The organism is Anabaena sp. WFMT (genome assembly GCF_051781005.1).
In the GTDB taxonomy this organism is placed as follows: Bacteria; Cyanobacteriota; Cyanobacteriia; order Cyanobacteriales; family Nostocaceae; genus Anabaena.
Map to the genome: position 1 here is coordinate 119,491 of NZ_JBPWOA010000005.1, position 17,627 is coordinate 137,117.

Consider the following 17,627-nt stretch of genomic DNA (forward strand, 5'->3'; position numbering starts at 1 on the left):
TCTGCACACTTACTTACTTCGGGTTTGCGGAAGGCTATTTGGGAAATTTAAATTAATCTAAGCAGTTTTACTAAATTTTTTCTTCAGGTGCGACAGCTTACCATCTTTATAAACAGTATCTAATTTATATATTTTCTCCAGTTCAGCGTGAAATTCTGGTGAGGGACTATATAAAAATATGTCACTAAACCCATCAGGAATCTCAGGCACAGCAGGTTTTGAATTTAATACTAGTTGTATTTTCACTTTTTCATTTAGTAGATGACTTAGCGACATCAAGTTACCAATATTTAGGGAATAGGTACTGCTGATTAAAAGTGGATTTGCTGATTGATTGATAATACGAGCTATTTCTGAATGAGTATTTCTACCTTTAGTCCACCATCCATCTGCCTGAGAACTAACTGCACAGGATAGAATACCAATAGAAATTAAAACAACTAATACTGATTTCCAAAATTTGCGAACTATGTCTTTAGAAGTAATTATTTGAGTTGCCAACAAATAAGCAACGGATAATTGAATACCTATATAAGAGGGAATTACGTATCTAGGACGAATGCTTAACTTACCGCCAATTATCACATCAGGTAAGATGAGAGCTAAGGCAAATACACCACTCAAAATCAAAACAAATAACCATACTTGCGGTAAGGTTCGACGACAAATAAATATGAATGAATATATGGTTAAAATTAAAAATAGAGGAACTAAAAATCTGCCCAATCGTAAAATTGGTATATCTAAATCTGGCATAAATTGTTCATATATCCAAAAGTCACCAAACAAATAGCTGATATTTTTAATACAGGTAGAAACTAAAACTGATAAAGATTGTCTTATTTGTGCAGTAGCTGTCGAACTTTCAATTACAGTTAGGTTATTAATAATATTTAAAATCCAAGGTATAAAAGAGATGAAACCAATAATAGCTGCGACTAGATAGGCTCTAAATTGTTTGGTAAGCCTAAATTTTTCTATGAATAATAGATAAATACCGTGGGAAATTACTACCAGTCCAGAAAATAAAAATGTATACAATCCTAATGCTACTGTTAAGGCATAAAATCCCCAATTCTTTTTACTACCAATCTTGATCGCTCGCAAGAAAGCTGCACTACTTAATAATGTGGTTAAAATCCATAAAGCAAACTGTCGTGCTTCTTGGGCATATAAAACATGAAAGGGTGACACTGTCATCAAGGCAACGCTTATCCATGCAGTTATCGGTGATTTAAATAATTCTAAACATAACCAATAAATGCAAGGTAAAGACAATAAACTAATGAGAATTGATAGGCTCCTAGCGCTGGTAATTGAATTACCAAAAATTTGCACCCATAATCTTAGCATCCCGTAATAAAGTGGCGGATGTTGAGAATCATCTACAGCTAAAGAGTTGATTGTATCTGTTAATCCAGTTTCAGAATTTGGGCGCTGAAATTTTTTTAATGTTTCAATAGGTAGGACTTTTCCATTAAATACTTCATTGATTAATTCTGATTTAGTATATCCAGAAATTCTTAGTGATGTGTATGCTTCATCATGCCAGTAAACTTTTTTATCAATATTAACACAGCGAAAAAATATGGCTAGTATTAATAATGTAATCATTAAAGCTCCTAGCCAATTAGGAGGAAGAATTCTAGAGATTTTGTTCATGCTTTCTAGAATTAAATATGGGTTTTTAAGGTGAATTTATTAGCGGTTGTTGTTAACTGCAAATGGTTAAATATGCTGGGAATAAATGCCTAATAAGTATTCTTACATAAGTAACAGTATTTAAATATAAAGTTACGATAAACTAAATGAAAATACTGGAGCAAAAAACTTTGCCAATACTTCACATTAGAACTGCACAATTGCTAAGAGGATAAAAAAGATGTATAAAAAAGTATGGTGTATCCGATAGGAGAAGACTGTTCCAATTAAAAGTAAATTTTTACACTTACATTTAAGTATCAAAGTTTTAATTTATGAATACCAACTCGTCAAACTCTCTGTTAGCAGTTCCCACTGGCGTATTAAAGATTTCTGAATATCCACCCGTTGATGTGACTGTAGATCATCCAATTTTTCTATCTCTAGTTATTCCTACGTATAAAGAGCGTGACAATATCGAAAATGTAGTCAATATTTTAAGTCACTTACTGGATGAGGCTATCCCTGGTAATTATGAACTGATTGTAGTGGATGATGATAGCCCAGACCGGACTTGGGAAGTAGCACAATCACTGATACCAGATTACCCCCAATTGCGGGTGATGCGACGAGAAGAGGAACGGGGACTGTCTTCGGCAGTAATTCGTGGGTGGCAAGCAGCTACAGGGCGTGTTTTAGGTGTGATTGATGGGGATTTACAGCATCCACCAGAGGTGTTGACGCAACTTTTAGGGAAGATAGAAGATGGGGCAGATTTGGCTTTAGCCAGTCGTCACGTAGATGGTGGTGGTGTTAGTAGTTGGAGTGTGATTAGGCGCTTTTTGTCTCGTGGGGCGCAAGTGTTGGGATTGATTATATTACCAGGGGTGCTGGGAAGGGTGTCTGATCCGATGAGTGGTTATTTTATGGTTAGGCGGAGTGCGATCGCTAATGCCACTCTTAATCCTGTAGGTTATAAAATTCTTTTAGAGGTGATCGGCCGGGGAAAAGTGGGTGAAATTGCTGAAGCTGGTTATGTCTTCCGCGAACGGACAGAAGGCGAAAGCAAGGTAACATGGAAGCAATATTTAGAGTATATCCATCACCTAGTCCGATTACGGGTATCTACTGGACGCATAGGCAAAATTAGGAGAAAAGTTAATTTCCCTCTAGGTCGATTTCTCCGCTTTGGTGCAGTGGGACTAAGTGGGGTATTTGTAGATATGGTGATGCTTTACTTATTAAGTGATCCAACAACCCTCGCCTTACCCTTAACACGCAGTAAAATTATTGCTGGTGAAATTGCTATTTTCAATAATTTCTTGTGGAATGATGCTTGGACATTTGCGGATGTCTCCATGCTCCAAAAAGGTTGGAAGCCAAGATTGAAGCGGTTTTTGAAGTTTAATGTGATTTGCTTGGCAGGATTAGTTTTGAACGTGATGGTGTTGAATATAGTGTTTAATTTCCTCATTCCTAATCGCTATATTGCTAACTTGATAGCGATCGCAGTTGCCACAATCTGGAATTTCTGGGTTAACCTCAAATTAAGCTGGCGGGTAACTGAAGTAAAATAGTTATACTAACCAAATTTTCTAGTTTGCATATAACGGTAAATAGCAGCAATATTACGGGCATCATCAATCCCTCTATGATGTGTGCCTTGTAATTCCATGTCTAAATGTTTAAGAGCTTGCGCCATACCAAACTTATGAGATACACCCAAATATTCAGAAAATTCATTTTTGATGTTTCTATGTTCAGAACCGAAAGGATAGGAAATATTATGAAATTTGCAATCTTGGAGAAATTGCGTTTTGTCGTAATTACCCCAAGAGCAGAATATATTATTAGGAAATGAATCAATCCATTCTTTAAACCGGGGAATTACCTCTATAAATAGAGGTGCTGACTCAACTTGTTGCTGAGTAATACTTGTTAATTCCGTACAGAAAGCTGTAAGTTGGGGATGTCGAACAGGTTGGATAAATTGTTGAAACTCAGAATCAATCTCCCAAGTTGTTCTATTCAGCATTACCGCACCAATTTCGATAATCTCCATTTCGTGACGCGGTATAGTCCGTTGATTACAGCAAGTAGCTTCAAGATCGACTATCAGAAAATAATTATTACTCATAAGTTATGAAAAGGGTTTGAGCCAACCTAGTAAAATAGCTGTGTCGAGAATAATAGCGGCAAAGGTAAACCATAATATACTTTCCCCTGCGAATATCAAGAAAGGCAAAATCGCGCCAGTATAATTCCAGCCCACTTCTATTTGAGTTAATCCTCGCACCAAACCAAAAGCCCAAATCCCACCAGTTTTCAAGTGAGGATTCGTATCAATGCGGATGATATAGCGGTAGGTGACACCAAATAGAAATCCAGAAAACCCTGCGATAACTCCGTTCACCAAAGGTATCGCACCACTAGCTAATACCTCTAAATTCAATTCCTGAGTAACAGGTATCGCAAGATACTCAGTTAGCACAAACCCATTGAAAAGACTGGTGATCAGGAAAGCTGAACCCAGAGATATACTGCCTATGATTCCCGCTTTTACCGATTCTAACCGTTCTGCCATTAGTTCCATAATTTTGCCAAATCTGCTATCAAGTCCATTAACGAATCAACTGCCTTTTCCCGGTATGATAAATATTAGAGCCGTTTTGTAATTATTTGAAAAGTGGAACTATGATTTTGACACTGGGTTGGGTATCACTTTTGGTTGTGTTCACTTGGTCGATTTCAATGGTAGTTTGGGGACGCAACGGACTATAGAGGAATCGTGGAAAGTCCATTTTTGAGTATTTTGGCTTTGGTTGCCGTAGTGCTGTTAGTGTCAGTTACAGGCGGTGTCGTTTATTTGACATTAGCAGATTGGCGCGATCGCCGTCGTCGAGAAGACGAAACCCGCGAACTTAGACGCAGCACTGTCAAGCGGCGATGATTCTATTTCAGCACATGTAGTGCTTTTTTCTGCGGTAATAAATCTTGTTGTAGGGATACGATCTGATCGTGTCCCTACGCTATTTATATGTATATACTCAACATATACCCATATTTATTGTTACCTTAGAGAAGACTGAGCAATAATTTCTTAGAGGTTGTTTTAAAAGTAATGGGCTGTGACTTTAGGCACGTATTGACTTTATAAGGAGGGCAAACAGGAATCAAAGTCCCCCTTTTGAATGGGGATTTAGGGGTATATAAAAGTATTTGATACATCACTAAGAACTTTTAAAACGTCTTCTTATTGGTAAAAACCCTTAAATTTATCTGTAGGGTCAATCTAAAATTGTTTGTCGATATAGAAATTCCTGTGGGGGATAGAAAAATATTTGATCATGAAACTGACACCACGAAAGTCCAAAAAAAAATATCAGTTAGATATGACGTTTTCTCAGAATCTGGGTGAAAAACAAAAAGCTCTGTCTAGAGTCATTGCCCACATTCGTGAGTCTTTAGATATAAACACTATCTTCAAAATTACAGTTACAGAAATTCGTCAGTTGCTTAACACAGATAGGGTTGGGGTATTTCGCTTTTATCCTGATTTGGAATGGGAAGGCGAATTTATCTATGAAGATGTAGGAACAGAATCAGTTTCCATCTTAGCCACTAAACTGCATGACCACTGCTTTGCACAGGAGTTTATCCAACTTTATCGGGAAGGGAGAATTAAGGCAATATCGGATATTTATCAAGATGTTGCTAGTGATTGCCATGTGAAAATGTTAGAAAAATTCCAAGTCCGTGCCAATATAGCTGTCCCCCTGATGAAATGTCAGGATTTATGGGGTTTGCTGTGTATTCATCAGTGTAGTGGACCTCGGCAATGGGAAGCATCGGAAATTGAATTTGTGAAATTAATTGCCGAACATCTGGGAGTTGCCTTACAGCAAGCAGATTACATAGAACAAATGAAACTACAATCTGCACAACTTGCACAAGCTAAAGCCAGAGAAAAAGCAGCAGAATGGCAAAAAACCATAGCTAGAACTATCGAAAAAATTCGCCAGTCTCTAGACTTAGAAAACATTTTCCGCACCACTACCGAAGAACTCAGAAAGTTACTGAATAGCGATCGCGTCGCTATCTATCGCTTCAATCCCGATTGGAGTGGTGAATTCGTATTTGAGGCTGTCACCGAGGGTTGGGTTACTCTCATGGAAGAACAGTTAAAACAACCAGAATTAGCAGAAAATATCAGTGAATGCCTATTAAAAGATTTAATTGAACCTTCTACTGATACATACCTACAAAATACAGGAGGTGGTCAGTTTGCTAAAGGTGAAGTATATCGTGTTTGTAATGATATTTATAATGCCGGATTTAGCGACTGTTACATCAAAGTTTTAGAAAGCTATCAAGCGAAGGCTTATGTAATTATTGCTATCCTTTATAATCATAAAATTTGGGGCTTATTAGCAGTTTATCAAAACACAGAAACCCGTGATTGGCAAGAAGATGAAGTCTACTTACTCACCCAAGTTAGTTCACAATTTGGTGTAGCTTTGCAGCAAGCAGAATTGTTGAAACAGACACAACGTCAAAAAGAAGAAATTGCTCAAACTCTGAAAGAATTGCAGGAAACTCAAAGCCAGTTAATTCAAAGTGAAAAAATGGCTGCTTTAGGACAGTTAGTAGCTGGAGTAGCTCATGAAATTAACAACCCAATTAGTTTTATTTATGGTAATATACCTTATGTTAATAATTATGCTCAAGATTTACTAAAATTCATACATCTTTACCAAGAAAGCTATCCTCAACAAACAGCAGAAATTCAACAGCAAGTAGCGTCTCTAGATTTAGATTTTATTGCCGATGATTTGCCAAAAATGCTCAATTCCATGATGAGTGGGGCTAACCGTATTCGTGAACTGGTTCTTTCATTAAGGATTTTTTCTCGCCTTGATCAAGCAGAAAAGAAGCCTATTAATTTACATGAAGGCATCGACAGTACACTTTCAATTCTTCAAAATCGACTACTGCAAACAGAGACAAATTTTCCAGCCATTCAAGTCATTAAGGAGTATGGTAATTTACCTCCAATATTCTGCTATGCAGCCCAGATAAATCAGGTATTTTTGAATATTATCAATAACGCAATTTGGGCATTAGAAAAATCAATAGCAGATGGAAAATTAACTGACCAGCCTAAAATTTGGATTCGGACAGAACTTACAGAAAAAAAATCTGTTTTGATTTGCATTGCTGATAATGGTTGTGGTGTTGACAAAGGCATGGAATCACGTATTTTTGAACCTTTCTTTACCACTAAAGAACCAGGAAAAGGTACTGGGTTAGGTTTATCTGTGAGCTATCAAATTATTGTAGAAAAACATGGTGGTCAAATTAAGTGTGTGTCTGAACCTGGTAAGAGTTGTGAGTTTTTGATTGAAATTCCCCTAAAAATTTCAAGTTAATAATTGATGCAACATTGAGAATTTTAGACAATTTAGTTTGATATTCTCATTACAGACAATATACACAAATAACTCGATATAACTGCATATATACTAATTTTGACATCAAAGAGGAGTTGTCATTTAGCTAAACCCTTGGGCATACTGGTGAGATAGATATTTATTAATTGTGATAAGTAGGTAGGCAGAATAAAACCAAACTGTGTAAAGAAAAGTAAACAAGGCTAAAACTCTTTTTCTCCCTGCTCCCTGCCTTATCCCAACGACAATTTTTAACGCTAACCTACTTAGTGCCGTCTGTGAGGTAATTTAGAAATGAAACGATATATGCCTTTGATACTCATTGGCTTTCTACTGTTTGTAGCAGGAGGAGATCAGGTGTTACCTGGTGCTTTAGGAAAAGCCAGTACTCAGACTCGTACAGCCATGAACAACTTTGCTCTTAACCTGTTTCCCTCTTGGCGACCAAAGACAAAACCCTACGAACGGACAGAGAAAGAAATACAGAAATTAGAAGAAAAAAAATAGCGCTTTGAGTTTTGATTAGAAAAGAAACACAGAAGAAAATCTCCGCAAACTTTTGCGTTACTTCTGTGTTCCTCTGCGTTTAAAAAAACTCTAAACCAATAGTGTTTGCAGCAATGGTTTATCACTATCTAACTTACCAGTCCGCAACCATTCACCCATGTCAGCGGGTGCTTTTGCTTGGGTAATGCGTTCCCGTAAATAGACACCTTCCAGAATTTCTTTTTGCAATAGTTCCTGGGCAATCTCTTCTAGTAAGTCGCGGTTATATTGAAGAATACTTAGGGCAATATGATGGGCATTATCCAAGATTTGCTTAACTTCTCGGTCAATTTCTTCTGTCATTTGGGGACTAATTGAACGTCGAGGATTGCCATAACCTTCAATAAATTGCTGTTGAACTTTTTCAAAGGCAACTAGACCGAGTTTATCGCTCATTCCATAAATTGTGATCACTCGCTCTGCTAAATCAGTGGCTTTTTGAATATCGTCAGCAGCACCAGTAGAGACTTTACCAAAGACAATTTCTTCGGAAGAACGTCCACCTAATAATGTGGCAATGCGTCCGCGAATTTCGTCTTCTATCATTAAGAAACGGTCTTCTTCTGGCATTTGAATTGTATAACCTAAAGCACCGACACCACGAGGAACAACAGAAATTTTTTCAACTTTACCAGCACCGGGCATTAATGCACCAACTATAGCGTGTCCAACTTCATGATAAGCGACGGTTTTTTTCTCGATTTCATTCAAGACACGAGAACGTTTTTCTAAACCTGCAACTAAACGTTCAATGGCTTCGTTGAAATCTGCCATGAGTACTGCTTGACGATTATTTCTCGCTGCTAATAATGCGGCTTCATTAACTAAGTTGGCTAAATCTGCACCAGCAAAGCCAGGTGTGCGAGTGGCAATAATTCCTAAATCCACATCTTCGGCAAGTTTGACATTTCTAGCGTGAACTTTGAGAATTGCTTCGCGACCAATTTTATCAGGTCTATCGACGACAACTTGACGGTCAAAACGACCGGGACGACGTAAAGCGGGGTCAAGAACTTCGGGACGGTTGGTAGCAGCGATGATAATTACACCGGTGTTAGCGTCAAAACCATCCATTTCGGTGAGTAATTGGTTGAGGGTTTGTTCTCGTTCATCGTTACCACCGACGAAACCACCGGAACCACCGCGAGATTTACCTAAAGCGTCTAATTCATCAATGAAGACGATACAGGGTGCTTGTTGTTTGGCTTGTTCAAATAAGTCGCGGACTCGCGCAGCACCGACACCAACGAATAATTCGATAAATTCGGAACCGGAGATGCTGAAGAAGGGAACACTGGCTTCACCTGCGATCGCTTTTGCTAGTAATGTTTTACCAGTACCAGGTGGTCCAACTAACAGCACACCTTTGGGAATTTTTGCCCCTAAGTTGGTGTATTTGGTCGCATTTTTGAGAAAATCAACGATTTCTTCTAGTTCAGCTTTAGCTTCATCTACACCTGCTACATCCAGGAATTTTACCCCAGTACTACCTTCAGAATAAATGCGGGCTTTGCTTTTACCTACTGTCAACGCTGCGGGTCCACCAGCTTGACGATTCATTAAAAAAGCCCAAATCCCAAAGAAAATTAATGGGGGAACCACCCAACTCAATACTGTGCCAATCCAGGCGTTTTCGGCTGGTGGTGGTGCGGCAAATTCGACCTTATTCTCGCGGAGAATTTTCGGTAAATCTAAATCAATGGCTACAGGTGTGGTTGTGAATACCTTTTCAGCGATTTTACCTTCAGGGGTTGGGGTTTTGATAGAATATTCGATGCGATCGCTCCCCACAACCGCTTTATCTACCTTACCAGCTTCTACTTGAGCAATAAAATCACTATAAGGAACTTGCTGCAATCGAGTCCCAAACAAACTCGGAACTATCAAATTCAGCAACAACAACAGAGTCAATAAAATTAAAAAGCTACCACCAACCTGCCGGATTTTCGGCGTTTTTATCTGGTTATTATTATTAGTTTCAACAGGCATAATATCACCTCAATGAAATTCGTTTATTAGTCATTAGTTTATTAGCCTTTCCATTTCCCACTATTCCCTCTTCCCTTTTTTCAACTTAATAACAAAGCAAATAATCCACATAAAGCAATACCATCAAATACACCAGCACCACCAATACTCAACACACCCGAACTCATAGCTTGAATGTCTTTTAGATGCAACAAATCAGCACCAATGAGCGTACCCAGAACACCACCAGCAAAAGCTACAGGTGCAGCATGAGGTGAGGCTATTAGCATGGCAGACACAGCCGCACTCAAAGGAGCAAGCAATGGATTCATTTGAATGCCAATTCCCGGTACTACCTGGGCTGCAAAATAGCTGACAACAGTTACAATGGCAGTAACTAGCAGAATTGCCAAAGCATTTCCCTGATAAAATTGGTATAATGCCAACGCTACAGGTATTAATCCACCACCCACATTCAGAGCTACCACAGTAGAACGTTGTATTTTCCTTAATGGAATGCCCCAAAATTCCCTTAACCACAGTGCAGCAAATTCATCCGCTACTTGAAAGGGAGCTTCTAAGCGATAAAGGGGAATATTGATTGTACTAGTAACAATTACTAGCAGCAATAATAAAAAGGCAATATTAGGAGAAAAACCCAACTTGGCTACTGCAATTTCTACCACATCTATTGCTACAGCAAACCAGATAAATGGCAGCAACAGCAACAAAGCGATAAATAACAGTAATGAAACTGGTAGATAAATCATAGGTGTGAGAAAATAGAATTAATTGGAAGTTACAGCATCCAATCCAGCCTTTTGGCAATTTACCAGCAACTAGAGAATGTGATTATTCCCATATTTTCGAGAATTTAATTTTGTTGTGTATGTTTACAGCTACAAAATCAAGACAAGTAAATTTTTGTATCTGATACCTATTGTAGAAACTGAATCGTGCAGTTTAAATTCGTGTATACCCCACCAAAAAAATGTGTATTGCCGTACTTGGATGAAAAATCAACTAGGTTTCTTGCTAAAGCTACTTCTACTCTCAACTGTAATATCATTTTTGATTAAGTATGTCGGTCCGATGTTTTTGATTCCAGACACATCAACAAACGTACTAATTCTAATTTTATTGCCTACTGTAATTATGATAACTGTCCTACTTTGGAGAATTCCAGCACAAAAGCAAAATTAACTGCAATTTTCTAGGGGGAAACCCTTAAAATCAGATAACCTAGCTACATAGCTAGAAAATTTTATCAAAGTAAGTTTTGGGAGTTAGTGTGTGAAACTTGGTCAATGGATTGGTTTAATTGCCTTAGTAATATCGTTATATATATTGTGGCAACTACGAGAAGTACTATTACTGATATTTGCTGCTGTTGTTTTAGCAACTGCCTTAAATAGGTTAGCTCAACGTTTGGAAAGCTTAGGGATGAAACGTGTCCTTGCTGTTGTTCTGTCAGTAGCTCTCTTTTTCGCTGGTGTAATTGGCTTTTTCTGGCTGATTGTGCCACCCTTTGCCCAGCAATTTCAAGAACTCACTTTACGAGTTCCCCAAGGGTTTGAGCGTATTAATGATTGGATTGACGAACAGAGAACTCACATTCCTGACCAATTAGCACCTTTTATCCCCGATCTTAACGGATTAATTTCCGAAGCACAGCCCTTATTTAATCGAGTATTGGGAAACTCTTTTGCCTTTGTTTCTGGCTCTTTGGTAATTGTCCTGAATATTCTCTTAGTGCTAGTTTTAACAGGGATGTTTTTAGCAGATCCTAATGCTTATCGTAAAGTATTTATACGGCTGTTTCCCTCATTTTATCGGCGACGAGTAGAGGGAATTTTAGCTAAGTGTGAAACTTCATTGGAAGGATGGGTGACAGGGGCTTTTATTGCTATCTTTGTGGTGGGATTGATGAGCTTGGTGGGCTTATCAGTTTTGGGTGTAAAGGCAGCTTTAGCACTAGCAGTTTTAGCAGGATTTATGAATTTAATTCCCAATTTGGGACCAACTATGAGCGTTGTTCCAGCAATGGCGATCGCTCTTTTGGATTCTCCTTGGAAACCTGTTGCTGTCTTAATTCTCTACTTTTTTATTCAACAAGCTGAGAGTAATTTTATCACCCCTGTAGTCATGGCACATCAGGTATCTTTATTGCCAGCAGTAACCTTAATTTCTCAGTTATTTTTTGTGACTTTCTTTGGCTTTTTAGGATTGTTATTAGCACTGCCTTTAACTGTTGTCGCTAAAATTTGGATACAAGAAGTATTAGTTAAAGATGTTTTGGATGAATGGCGGCATAATCATCAACTAGATAATGAATTAGTGATGGTTTATGAATCTGCTGATATCAACGACATTCAGGAAGTGGAAGTTATGGGGAAGGATGAAGAGTAATTAGACATAGGAGTGAAAAAGATTGTAGAGACGTTATATGGAACGTTTCTACAAAGGTTCTGGATAACGCATATTTACAGCAGATTTCGCTGTTGGGATGTACATACCCAGCGGGCAAGATGCCCGCACCACAAGAGTTTCATTATTCAAGTTTGTATCTCATTTAAATGAAATCCGCTGTAAATTCGGTCGATGTCTATTGTAAATAGCGATATTGAGAGCGATCGCTCCGACGGAACACTCCAGGAATTGCTCTTTTGGTAAACCTTGTTAAAATCTAATCATGGGTTGTACCATCTGGCATAATTGCACCTGTGAGCTTTGCTTTTTCTAGATTTGCTCCACTAATATTTGCATCTTTTAGATTTGCTTTTTCTAGCTTGGCATGACTTAGGTTTGCTCCCCGCAAGTCTGTTAAAGTTAGGTTAACTCCATCTAGGTTCAAACCGTGGAAAGATGCCCCACAGAGGTTTGCTTTACTCAAATTAGCACCACTGAAATTACCGCTGAGATTGACACCAACCAAGTTTACTCCACTAAGAGTAGCACCACTGAAATTTGTTCCACTAAATTCTGCGTTTGTCAAATTTGCTCCAGATAATTCAGCAGCCGTAAGATTAGTACCTTTTAACACTGTTTGCATTAAATTTGTATTAGTCAGTTTTGCACCAGTTAAGTTAGCACAAAATAGATTCGCTTCACTTAAGTTTGAGAAACTTATATTTGACTGAATGAGTTTTGCACTGTGCAAATTTACCTTAGTTAAATTAGTACTACTCAAATTAGCCTGACTTAAATCTGTAGCTTGCAGATTAGTTAATTCCATATTTGAATATGATAAATCAGCCCCAGTTAAATTAACATAACTTAAGTCAGTACCAGATAAGTCAGCCTTTGCTAATGACGCACCTGGGGCAATTAAATATGCACCTTTTTCAGGAACAAAATCTTTAGGAAAGATGGTTTGTGGATTGTAAATTGCTTGCTGAAGATTTGCACCTTCAAGATTTGCATCCTCCAGATTGGCTTCCAAAAGATTGGCATTAATCAAATCAGCGTTATTCAAATTTGAGCCAATTAGCTTGGCTTTTCTCAAGTTTGCCTTAGTCAAATTAGCTCCACTTAAGTTAGCTCCGCTGATGTTAATCTGATAAAGAAGCGCTCCACTTAGGTTCGCTTTTCTTAGTGTGAGATTTTCTAGGCTTACTGACGTGATTTTTATTTTCTCAAGATTGGCATTATCAAAATTAGCTTCATTCAAAGTAATGTTAGATAAGCTACCATTACTAATATCTACACCCTGAAAATTTGCACCATTTAATTTTCCATAAGTTATGATAACACCCTTGAGATTAGCATTTCTGAAATTGGCTTGAGTGAAATTGACTTTACTTATACTTTTCCCACTCAAATTAACACCAGCTAAATTAATACCTGTAAAATCTCTTTCTCCAGCTTCATACCTGCGCCAAAACTCTTTACCATCAACAGGTATATCCTGTAAATCTTCTTCTGCTGCATAAATCCTATTAACTAACCACATTATTCTCTCAATTTGAAATTCTAAATCTCTGAATTTTCTGCTATCTTGCGTTTCTTCCTCAATTACATCAATTTCTTCTTCTTGCTCACTTTCAGTAATATCACTAATTTCATTAATAGCCTCTTCTTTTATCAATACACCTTGATTCTCTCGACGTTCTACTCTTTCAAAAAACTCCTTCACTATTTCTGCATCATCTAGAATTTTAATCTCAGTTGAAGTTTCACTATTATTCAAACCTTCACTCAGATCAAAAGATTGATTTAAACACTGTTGCAACTCAGCTACTTGAGTAGTTAAAAGTGCAACCTCTTGTTGTATAGTTTCAAATTTCTCTAATTCTGGTCTATTATTAAATTCCTGCTTCAGTTCATCAAAATACTGTTTTAGCCAAGCAATATTTTTTCGTCTGAGATTTTGCTCTGCTTCAACTTGAGAAATTCGATCTGCTAAAGATGCTAAATTGAGTTCTGAATCAGACGTATTCATTAATTTTCACTAACTATCATTGTGTGTCTATATTTATAGTTTTCCCAATATCAAAGCTAGACTAACGAAAGAAGGATATAAATAAATTTTCCCTAACCACACCCTCTCCAGCAATTTGAAAGGAGGTGGCAACAGATGGGTTCTATTGTTAGAATTACAGACACCATTAAAAGCTTAAGTGATTTACAAACTTGTTGTAACTTACATCAAGCATGAAGATAAAAAAAATTTTTCTTTTACGCAGTCACCGCACCTACACCATCCCTAACCAGATGACCATCTTCCATGTAAACAATGCGATCTGCTATATCTAAAATGCGATTATCGTGGGTAACGAGCAAAATTGTACAACCATGCTCTTTTGCTAATTTCTGCATTAATTCTACCACATCCCGCCCAGATTGCTTATCCAGTGCGGCTGTCGGTTCATCTGCTAAGACTATTTTAGGTTGACTTACTAATGCTCGTGCGATCGCAACTCGTTGTTTTTGTCCACCGGATAAACTATCTGGGTAGTAATCAATTCGATTTCCTAATCCTACCTCTTCTAGCATTGCTTTTGAACGATTGAGCATTTCTTGAGTTGATATTTTTGGTTGTAATTCTAAACCCATTCGCACGTTTTGCAGTGCTGTTAAGCTACCATGTAAGTTATGAGCTTGGAAGATATAGCCGTTATTTCGTCGCGCTTGGGTGAGTTGTTTGGGATTAGCTTTGCATAATTCCTCACCTAATATTCGCAAGCTTCCTGATTGAGCAGAACGTAACCCACCGGCTAAGGTTAATAATGTGGTTTTTCCTGAACCTGATGGGCCTGTCATGATGACAATTTCACTTGTGTTAATGGTAAGGTTGATATTAAATAATACTTGTTTTTTCAGTTGTCCAGTCCCAAAGTAATGGTCGAGGTTTTGAATTGAAATTACTGGTTTTAGAGAATTAATAGTTTGCATAATCGAGGTTTTAAAGAGGTTTTTCACGCAGAGACGCAGAGGCACAGAGAGTGATTTTGAAGTGTTTAAAACATATCGGCTGGATCGGCTGATTGTAGTTTACCAGTGGCTATTGTGCCGGAGATTGTACACATGATGATTGTCAATAGAAAAACTATTAACGCTCTTGTTAAGGTCATGTATATCGGTAAGTTTGTGGCATTTCTAGTCAGTTGATAAAGTCCTAAAGGTACTATGAATCCAGGAATGAAACCTAATGCTGCTAAAATAATGGCTTCTTCAAAAATTACACCTAATAGGTATGAGTTCTGATATCCCATTGCTTTAAATGTGGCGTATTCTTTGAGATGAGCATTTACATCTGTAGAAAGAACTTGATAAACAATAATGACCCCAACAATAAATCCCATAGATACGCCTACTGTAAATATAAAGCCGATGGGACTTTCTTTTTTCCAATAATCTTCTTCAAATTTAATAAATTCTTGCTTAGTAAAAACTCTCACATCTTCATTTTTTAGTTGTGATTTTAATGCTTGTGCAACCTGTTGTGGATCATAGCCTGGTTGAATGGAAATTAAGCCGAGATTGATACTTCCTACCTGTCGTTTGGGAAAGATGCGGAGAAAGTTTTCTTCGCTAGAAATTAGCGTTCCATCAGCACCAAAGGATGCTCCTAATTTAAATAATCCACTAATATTAATTGTCCTTTTTTCTATTTCTGTGCTGACAATTTTACCTGCATCAATTTGGCTAAATACCTGCTCATAATCACCTCTAGCTCCCCGGTCAAAAAGGAAGTGATCTGGTAATTTAAGTTTATCTAATTGGGCGTTGATTTCTGGTATATCTAATACAGCTTGTTCAGGATTAAACCCGATTGCTTGCACTGATGTCTTACGGCGTGTTTGGGGATTTTTCCAGGTTACTAAACCGATATACATGGCTTCGGCTGATTTAACACCGGGTACATCAGCAGCTTGAAACAGTCGTCTTCGGGAAAAAGTGGACATATTTTGCATATTTCGGCTTTGCGGACTGATTAAAACGATGTCTGCAAGCACAGCGCGGTTTAAGGTGGTGTTGCTGTCATACAAGGCGTTCTGAAAGCCAAGCTGCATGAAGATGAGAACATCAGCAAAAGCAATACCGGATAAAGCAACTAATAGTCTACTTTTGTGGTGGTTGAGTTGTAACCATCCTAAAGGTGTGCGTCTTCGCAGTTCTTGAATTAATCCTATCATAGTGAAATTACTGCCTTAACTTGCAAATTAGTAAATTTTGCTGCTTTTTGGCTAGATGTTTTATCTAGCTGTACATGAACTTCTACAACTCTCGAATCAATATTTTCACTGGGGTCACTATTGATCACATTTTGCCGTTGTACTTTCCAGCCTACCCAATCTACGGTTCCCTGTAATTCACCCGGTAGGGAGTTGCTAGTTATTTTTACCTTTTGTTGAGGAGTAATTTTACTTACGTCATTTTGGTAAACTTCCACAACTGCATACATCTGCTTAGTTTGTCCAATTTCGACAATTCCGTCGTTGGATACTACTTCACCAGAACGTGTATAAATATCAAAAATTACACCACTTTGGGGTGATTTCACATAAGCTTGGTCTAAATTTGCCTTGGCTTGCTTGGCTGCGGCTATAGTACGGTTAACTTCGGCTTTTGCTGCTGCTACGTCTACCGGACGCACTTCGGCTATTTGGTTTAAGGTGGCTGTGGCTGAACTAACTTGTTTGCTACCTGTGGCGTTAATCCGTGCTAGAGCAGTTTTGGCTTCCCTAATTTGCTCGCGTCCTGTGCTATCAATGCGGTTGAGGTTGGCTCTAGCTTCACTCAATTGCTGGGTAATGGTATCTACACTGAGGCTTTTAGTATCAAATAAAGACTGGGAAATTGCCCCATCTTGGTAAAGTTGTTGATAGCGTTGCAGTTCTACTTGAGCATTTTTGAGTTCAGCTTGGAGTCTATTAATTGTTGCTTGTTGTGCTGTTGTCTCACCTTGCCATTGAGCTTCTAATCTAGCAACGGCTTGTCTTTGTCCGGTTTCATCTCCTAGCTTTTGTGCCTCTATTCGGTCAATTTCAGCTTTTTGGGCGTTTATTTCGCCTAATTTCGCGCCGGATTGCACTTTTTCTAAGTTTACTTGGGCAACTTTTACAGATGCTTGGGCTTCTTGAAAAGCGGCTTCGAGACGGGGACGATTATCCAAAATGGCTATGATTTGCCCAGCTTTCACGTTATCCCCTTCTTTAACCAAAAGTGTCTCTACTCGGCTATTTTGACTAGAAGCAGGTGCGGAAAGTTTAATTATTTTTCCCTTGGGTTCGAGTCTCCCTAAGGCTGTCACAGTCTTAATTTGCGGTATGCTGACTTGGGAAACTTGAGTTTTATCGGCAGCTTTAGACTGATTTTGTAAAAGTCTATACCCTTGTATGCCACTAATGCCGATAATTATCGCTGTTCCCAGCATCATTATTGGTCGAGAACTAGGTTTAAATGCTACATCACGTACCATAAGTTTCTCTCTTAAAATTTAGGATGGTAAGTAAACTAATTAGTTTAGTGACACTACTAAACTAAACTGTACATTACAATAATGTCAATAGTCACCGG

Annotated in this window: 15 protein-coding genes; 6 read left to right on the top strand and 9 right to left on the bottom strand. The window is 38.0% G+C overall.

The annotated features are described in order from the left end of the window. Window positions 1–57: 57 nt before the first annotated feature. Window positions 58–1,662, bottom strand: a complete 1,605-nt coding sequence (locus tag ACSQ6I_RS04470; protein WP_438889134.1) for a glycosyltransferase family 39 protein — start codon at window positions 1,660–1,662, stop codon at window positions 58–60. A gap of 314 nt (window positions 1,663–1,976) precedes the next feature. Here ACSQ6I_RS04470 and ACSQ6I_RS04475 point away from each other — a divergent pair, with 314 nt between their 5' ends. Beyond that, on the top strand, window positions 1,977–3,218 hold the full coding sequence (locus ACSQ6I_RS04475; RefSeq protein WP_438889135.1) for a glycosyltransferase: 1,242 nt from the start codon (window positions 1,977–1,979) through the stop codon (window positions 3,216–3,218). 5 nt (window positions 3,219–3,223) lie between these two features. Here ACSQ6I_RS04475 and ACSQ6I_RS04480 read toward each other — a convergent pair whose 3' ends face one another. Together ACSQ6I_RS04480 and ACSQ6I_RS04485 are read right to left on the bottom strand one after the other, a co-directional pair. Beyond that, window positions 3,224–3,778, bottom strand: coding sequence for an exonuclease domain-containing protein (locus ACSQ6I_RS04480; protein ID WP_438889136.1), 555 nt, complete (start codon window positions 3,776–3,778; stop codon window positions 3,224–3,226). A 3-nt stretch (window positions 3,779–3,781) separates the two neighbouring features. Further along, window positions 3,782–4,234, bottom strand: coding sequence for a hypothetical protein (locus ACSQ6I_RS04485; RefSeq protein WP_438889137.1), 453 nt, complete (start codon window positions 4,232–4,234; stop codon window positions 3,782–3,784). 101 nt (window positions 4,235–4,335) lie between these two features. Between ACSQ6I_RS04485 and petN the strand changes: the two genes are divergently transcribed. From petN to ACSQ6I_RS04505, 4 genes are all read left to right on the top strand, one after another. Further along, entirely contained in the window at window positions 4,336–4,422 is an 87-nt protein-coding gene (gene petN, locus ACSQ6I_RS04490; protein ID WP_013189847.1) for a cytochrome b6-f complex subunit PetN, read from the top strand. A gap of 7 nt (window positions 4,423–4,429) precedes the next feature. After that, complete coding sequence (locus ACSQ6I_RS04495; RefSeq protein ID WP_323309816.1) at window positions 4,430–4,591, top strand: hypothetical protein; 162 nt, start codon at window positions 4,430–4,432, stop codon at window positions 4,589–4,591. Window positions 4,592–4,988: 397 nt separating this feature from the next. Next, the gene (locus tag ACSQ6I_RS04500; RefSeq protein ID WP_438889138.1) at window positions 4,989–7,070 is read left to right on the top strand and encodes a GAF domain-containing sensor histidine kinase; all 2,082 of its coding nucleotides are present in this window, start codon (window positions 4,989–4,991) and stop codon (window positions 7,068–7,070) included. A 315-nt stretch (window positions 7,071–7,385) separates the two neighbouring features. Then, window positions 7,386–7,598, top strand: a complete 213-nt coding sequence (locus ACSQ6I_RS04505) for a hypothetical protein (RefSeq protein ID WP_438889139.1) — start codon at window positions 7,386–7,388, stop codon at window positions 7,596–7,598. A 90-nt stretch (window positions 7,599–7,688) separates the two neighbouring features. Here ACSQ6I_RS04505 and ftsH read toward each other — a convergent pair whose 3' ends face one another. Both ftsH and ACSQ6I_RS04515 read right to left on the bottom strand, forming a co-directional pair. After that, on the bottom strand, window positions 7,689–9,626 hold the full coding sequence (gene ftsH / locus ACSQ6I_RS04510) for an ATP-dependent zinc metalloprotease FtsH (RefSeq protein ID WP_438889140.1): 1,938 nt from the start codon (window positions 9,624–9,626) through the stop codon (window positions 7,689–7,691). An 80-nt stretch (window positions 9,627–9,706) separates the two neighbouring features. After that, the gene (locus ACSQ6I_RS04515; RefSeq protein WP_438889141.1) at window positions 9,707–10,375 is read right to left on the bottom strand and encodes a DUF1614 domain-containing protein; all 669 of its coding nucleotides are present in this window, start codon (window positions 10,373–10,375) and stop codon (window positions 9,707–9,709) included. Window positions 10,376–10,898: 523 nt separating this feature from the next. Here ACSQ6I_RS04515 and ACSQ6I_RS04520 point away from each other — a divergent pair. After that, window positions 10,899–12,014, top strand: a complete 1,116-nt coding sequence (locus ACSQ6I_RS04520; protein ID WP_438889142.1) for an AI-2E family transporter — start codon at window positions 10,899–10,901, stop codon at window positions 12,012–12,014. Between the two features lie 277 nt (window positions 12,015–12,291). Here the strand turns inward: ACSQ6I_RS04520 and ACSQ6I_RS04525 are convergent, their stop codons facing one another. The 4 genes from ACSQ6I_RS04525 to ACSQ6I_RS04540 all read right to left on the bottom strand — a co-directional run bounded on the left by ACSQ6I_RS04525 (window position 12,292) and on the right by ACSQ6I_RS04540 (window position 17,529). Continuing rightward, on the bottom strand, window positions 12,292–14,046 hold the full coding sequence (locus ACSQ6I_RS04525; protein ID WP_438889143.1) for a pentapeptide repeat-containing protein: 1,755 nt from the start codon (window positions 14,044–14,046) through the stop codon (window positions 12,292–12,294). Between the two features lie 236 nt (window positions 14,047–14,282). Continuing rightward, entirely contained in the window at window positions 14,283–14,999 is a 717-nt protein-coding gene (locus ACSQ6I_RS04530; RefSeq protein WP_438889144.1) for a DevA family ABC transporter ATP-binding protein, read from the bottom strand. A gap of 65 nt (window positions 15,000–15,064) precedes the next feature. Beyond that, window positions 15,065–16,243: an ABC transporter permease DevC gene (gene devC, locus ACSQ6I_RS04535; protein ID WP_438889145.1), complete on the bottom strand. Its 1,179-nt coding sequence runs from the start codon at window positions 16,241–16,243 to the stop codon at window positions 15,065–15,067. Beyond that, a complete protein-coding gene (locus tag ACSQ6I_RS04540; protein WP_438889146.1) occupies window positions 16,240–17,529 on the bottom strand; it encodes an ABC exporter membrane fusion protein in 1,290 nt (429 codons plus the stop codon). Before ACSQ6I_RS04540 ends, devC begins: the two co-directional genes overlap by 4 nt. Between the last annotated feature and the right edge of the window lie 98 nt (window positions 17,530–17,627).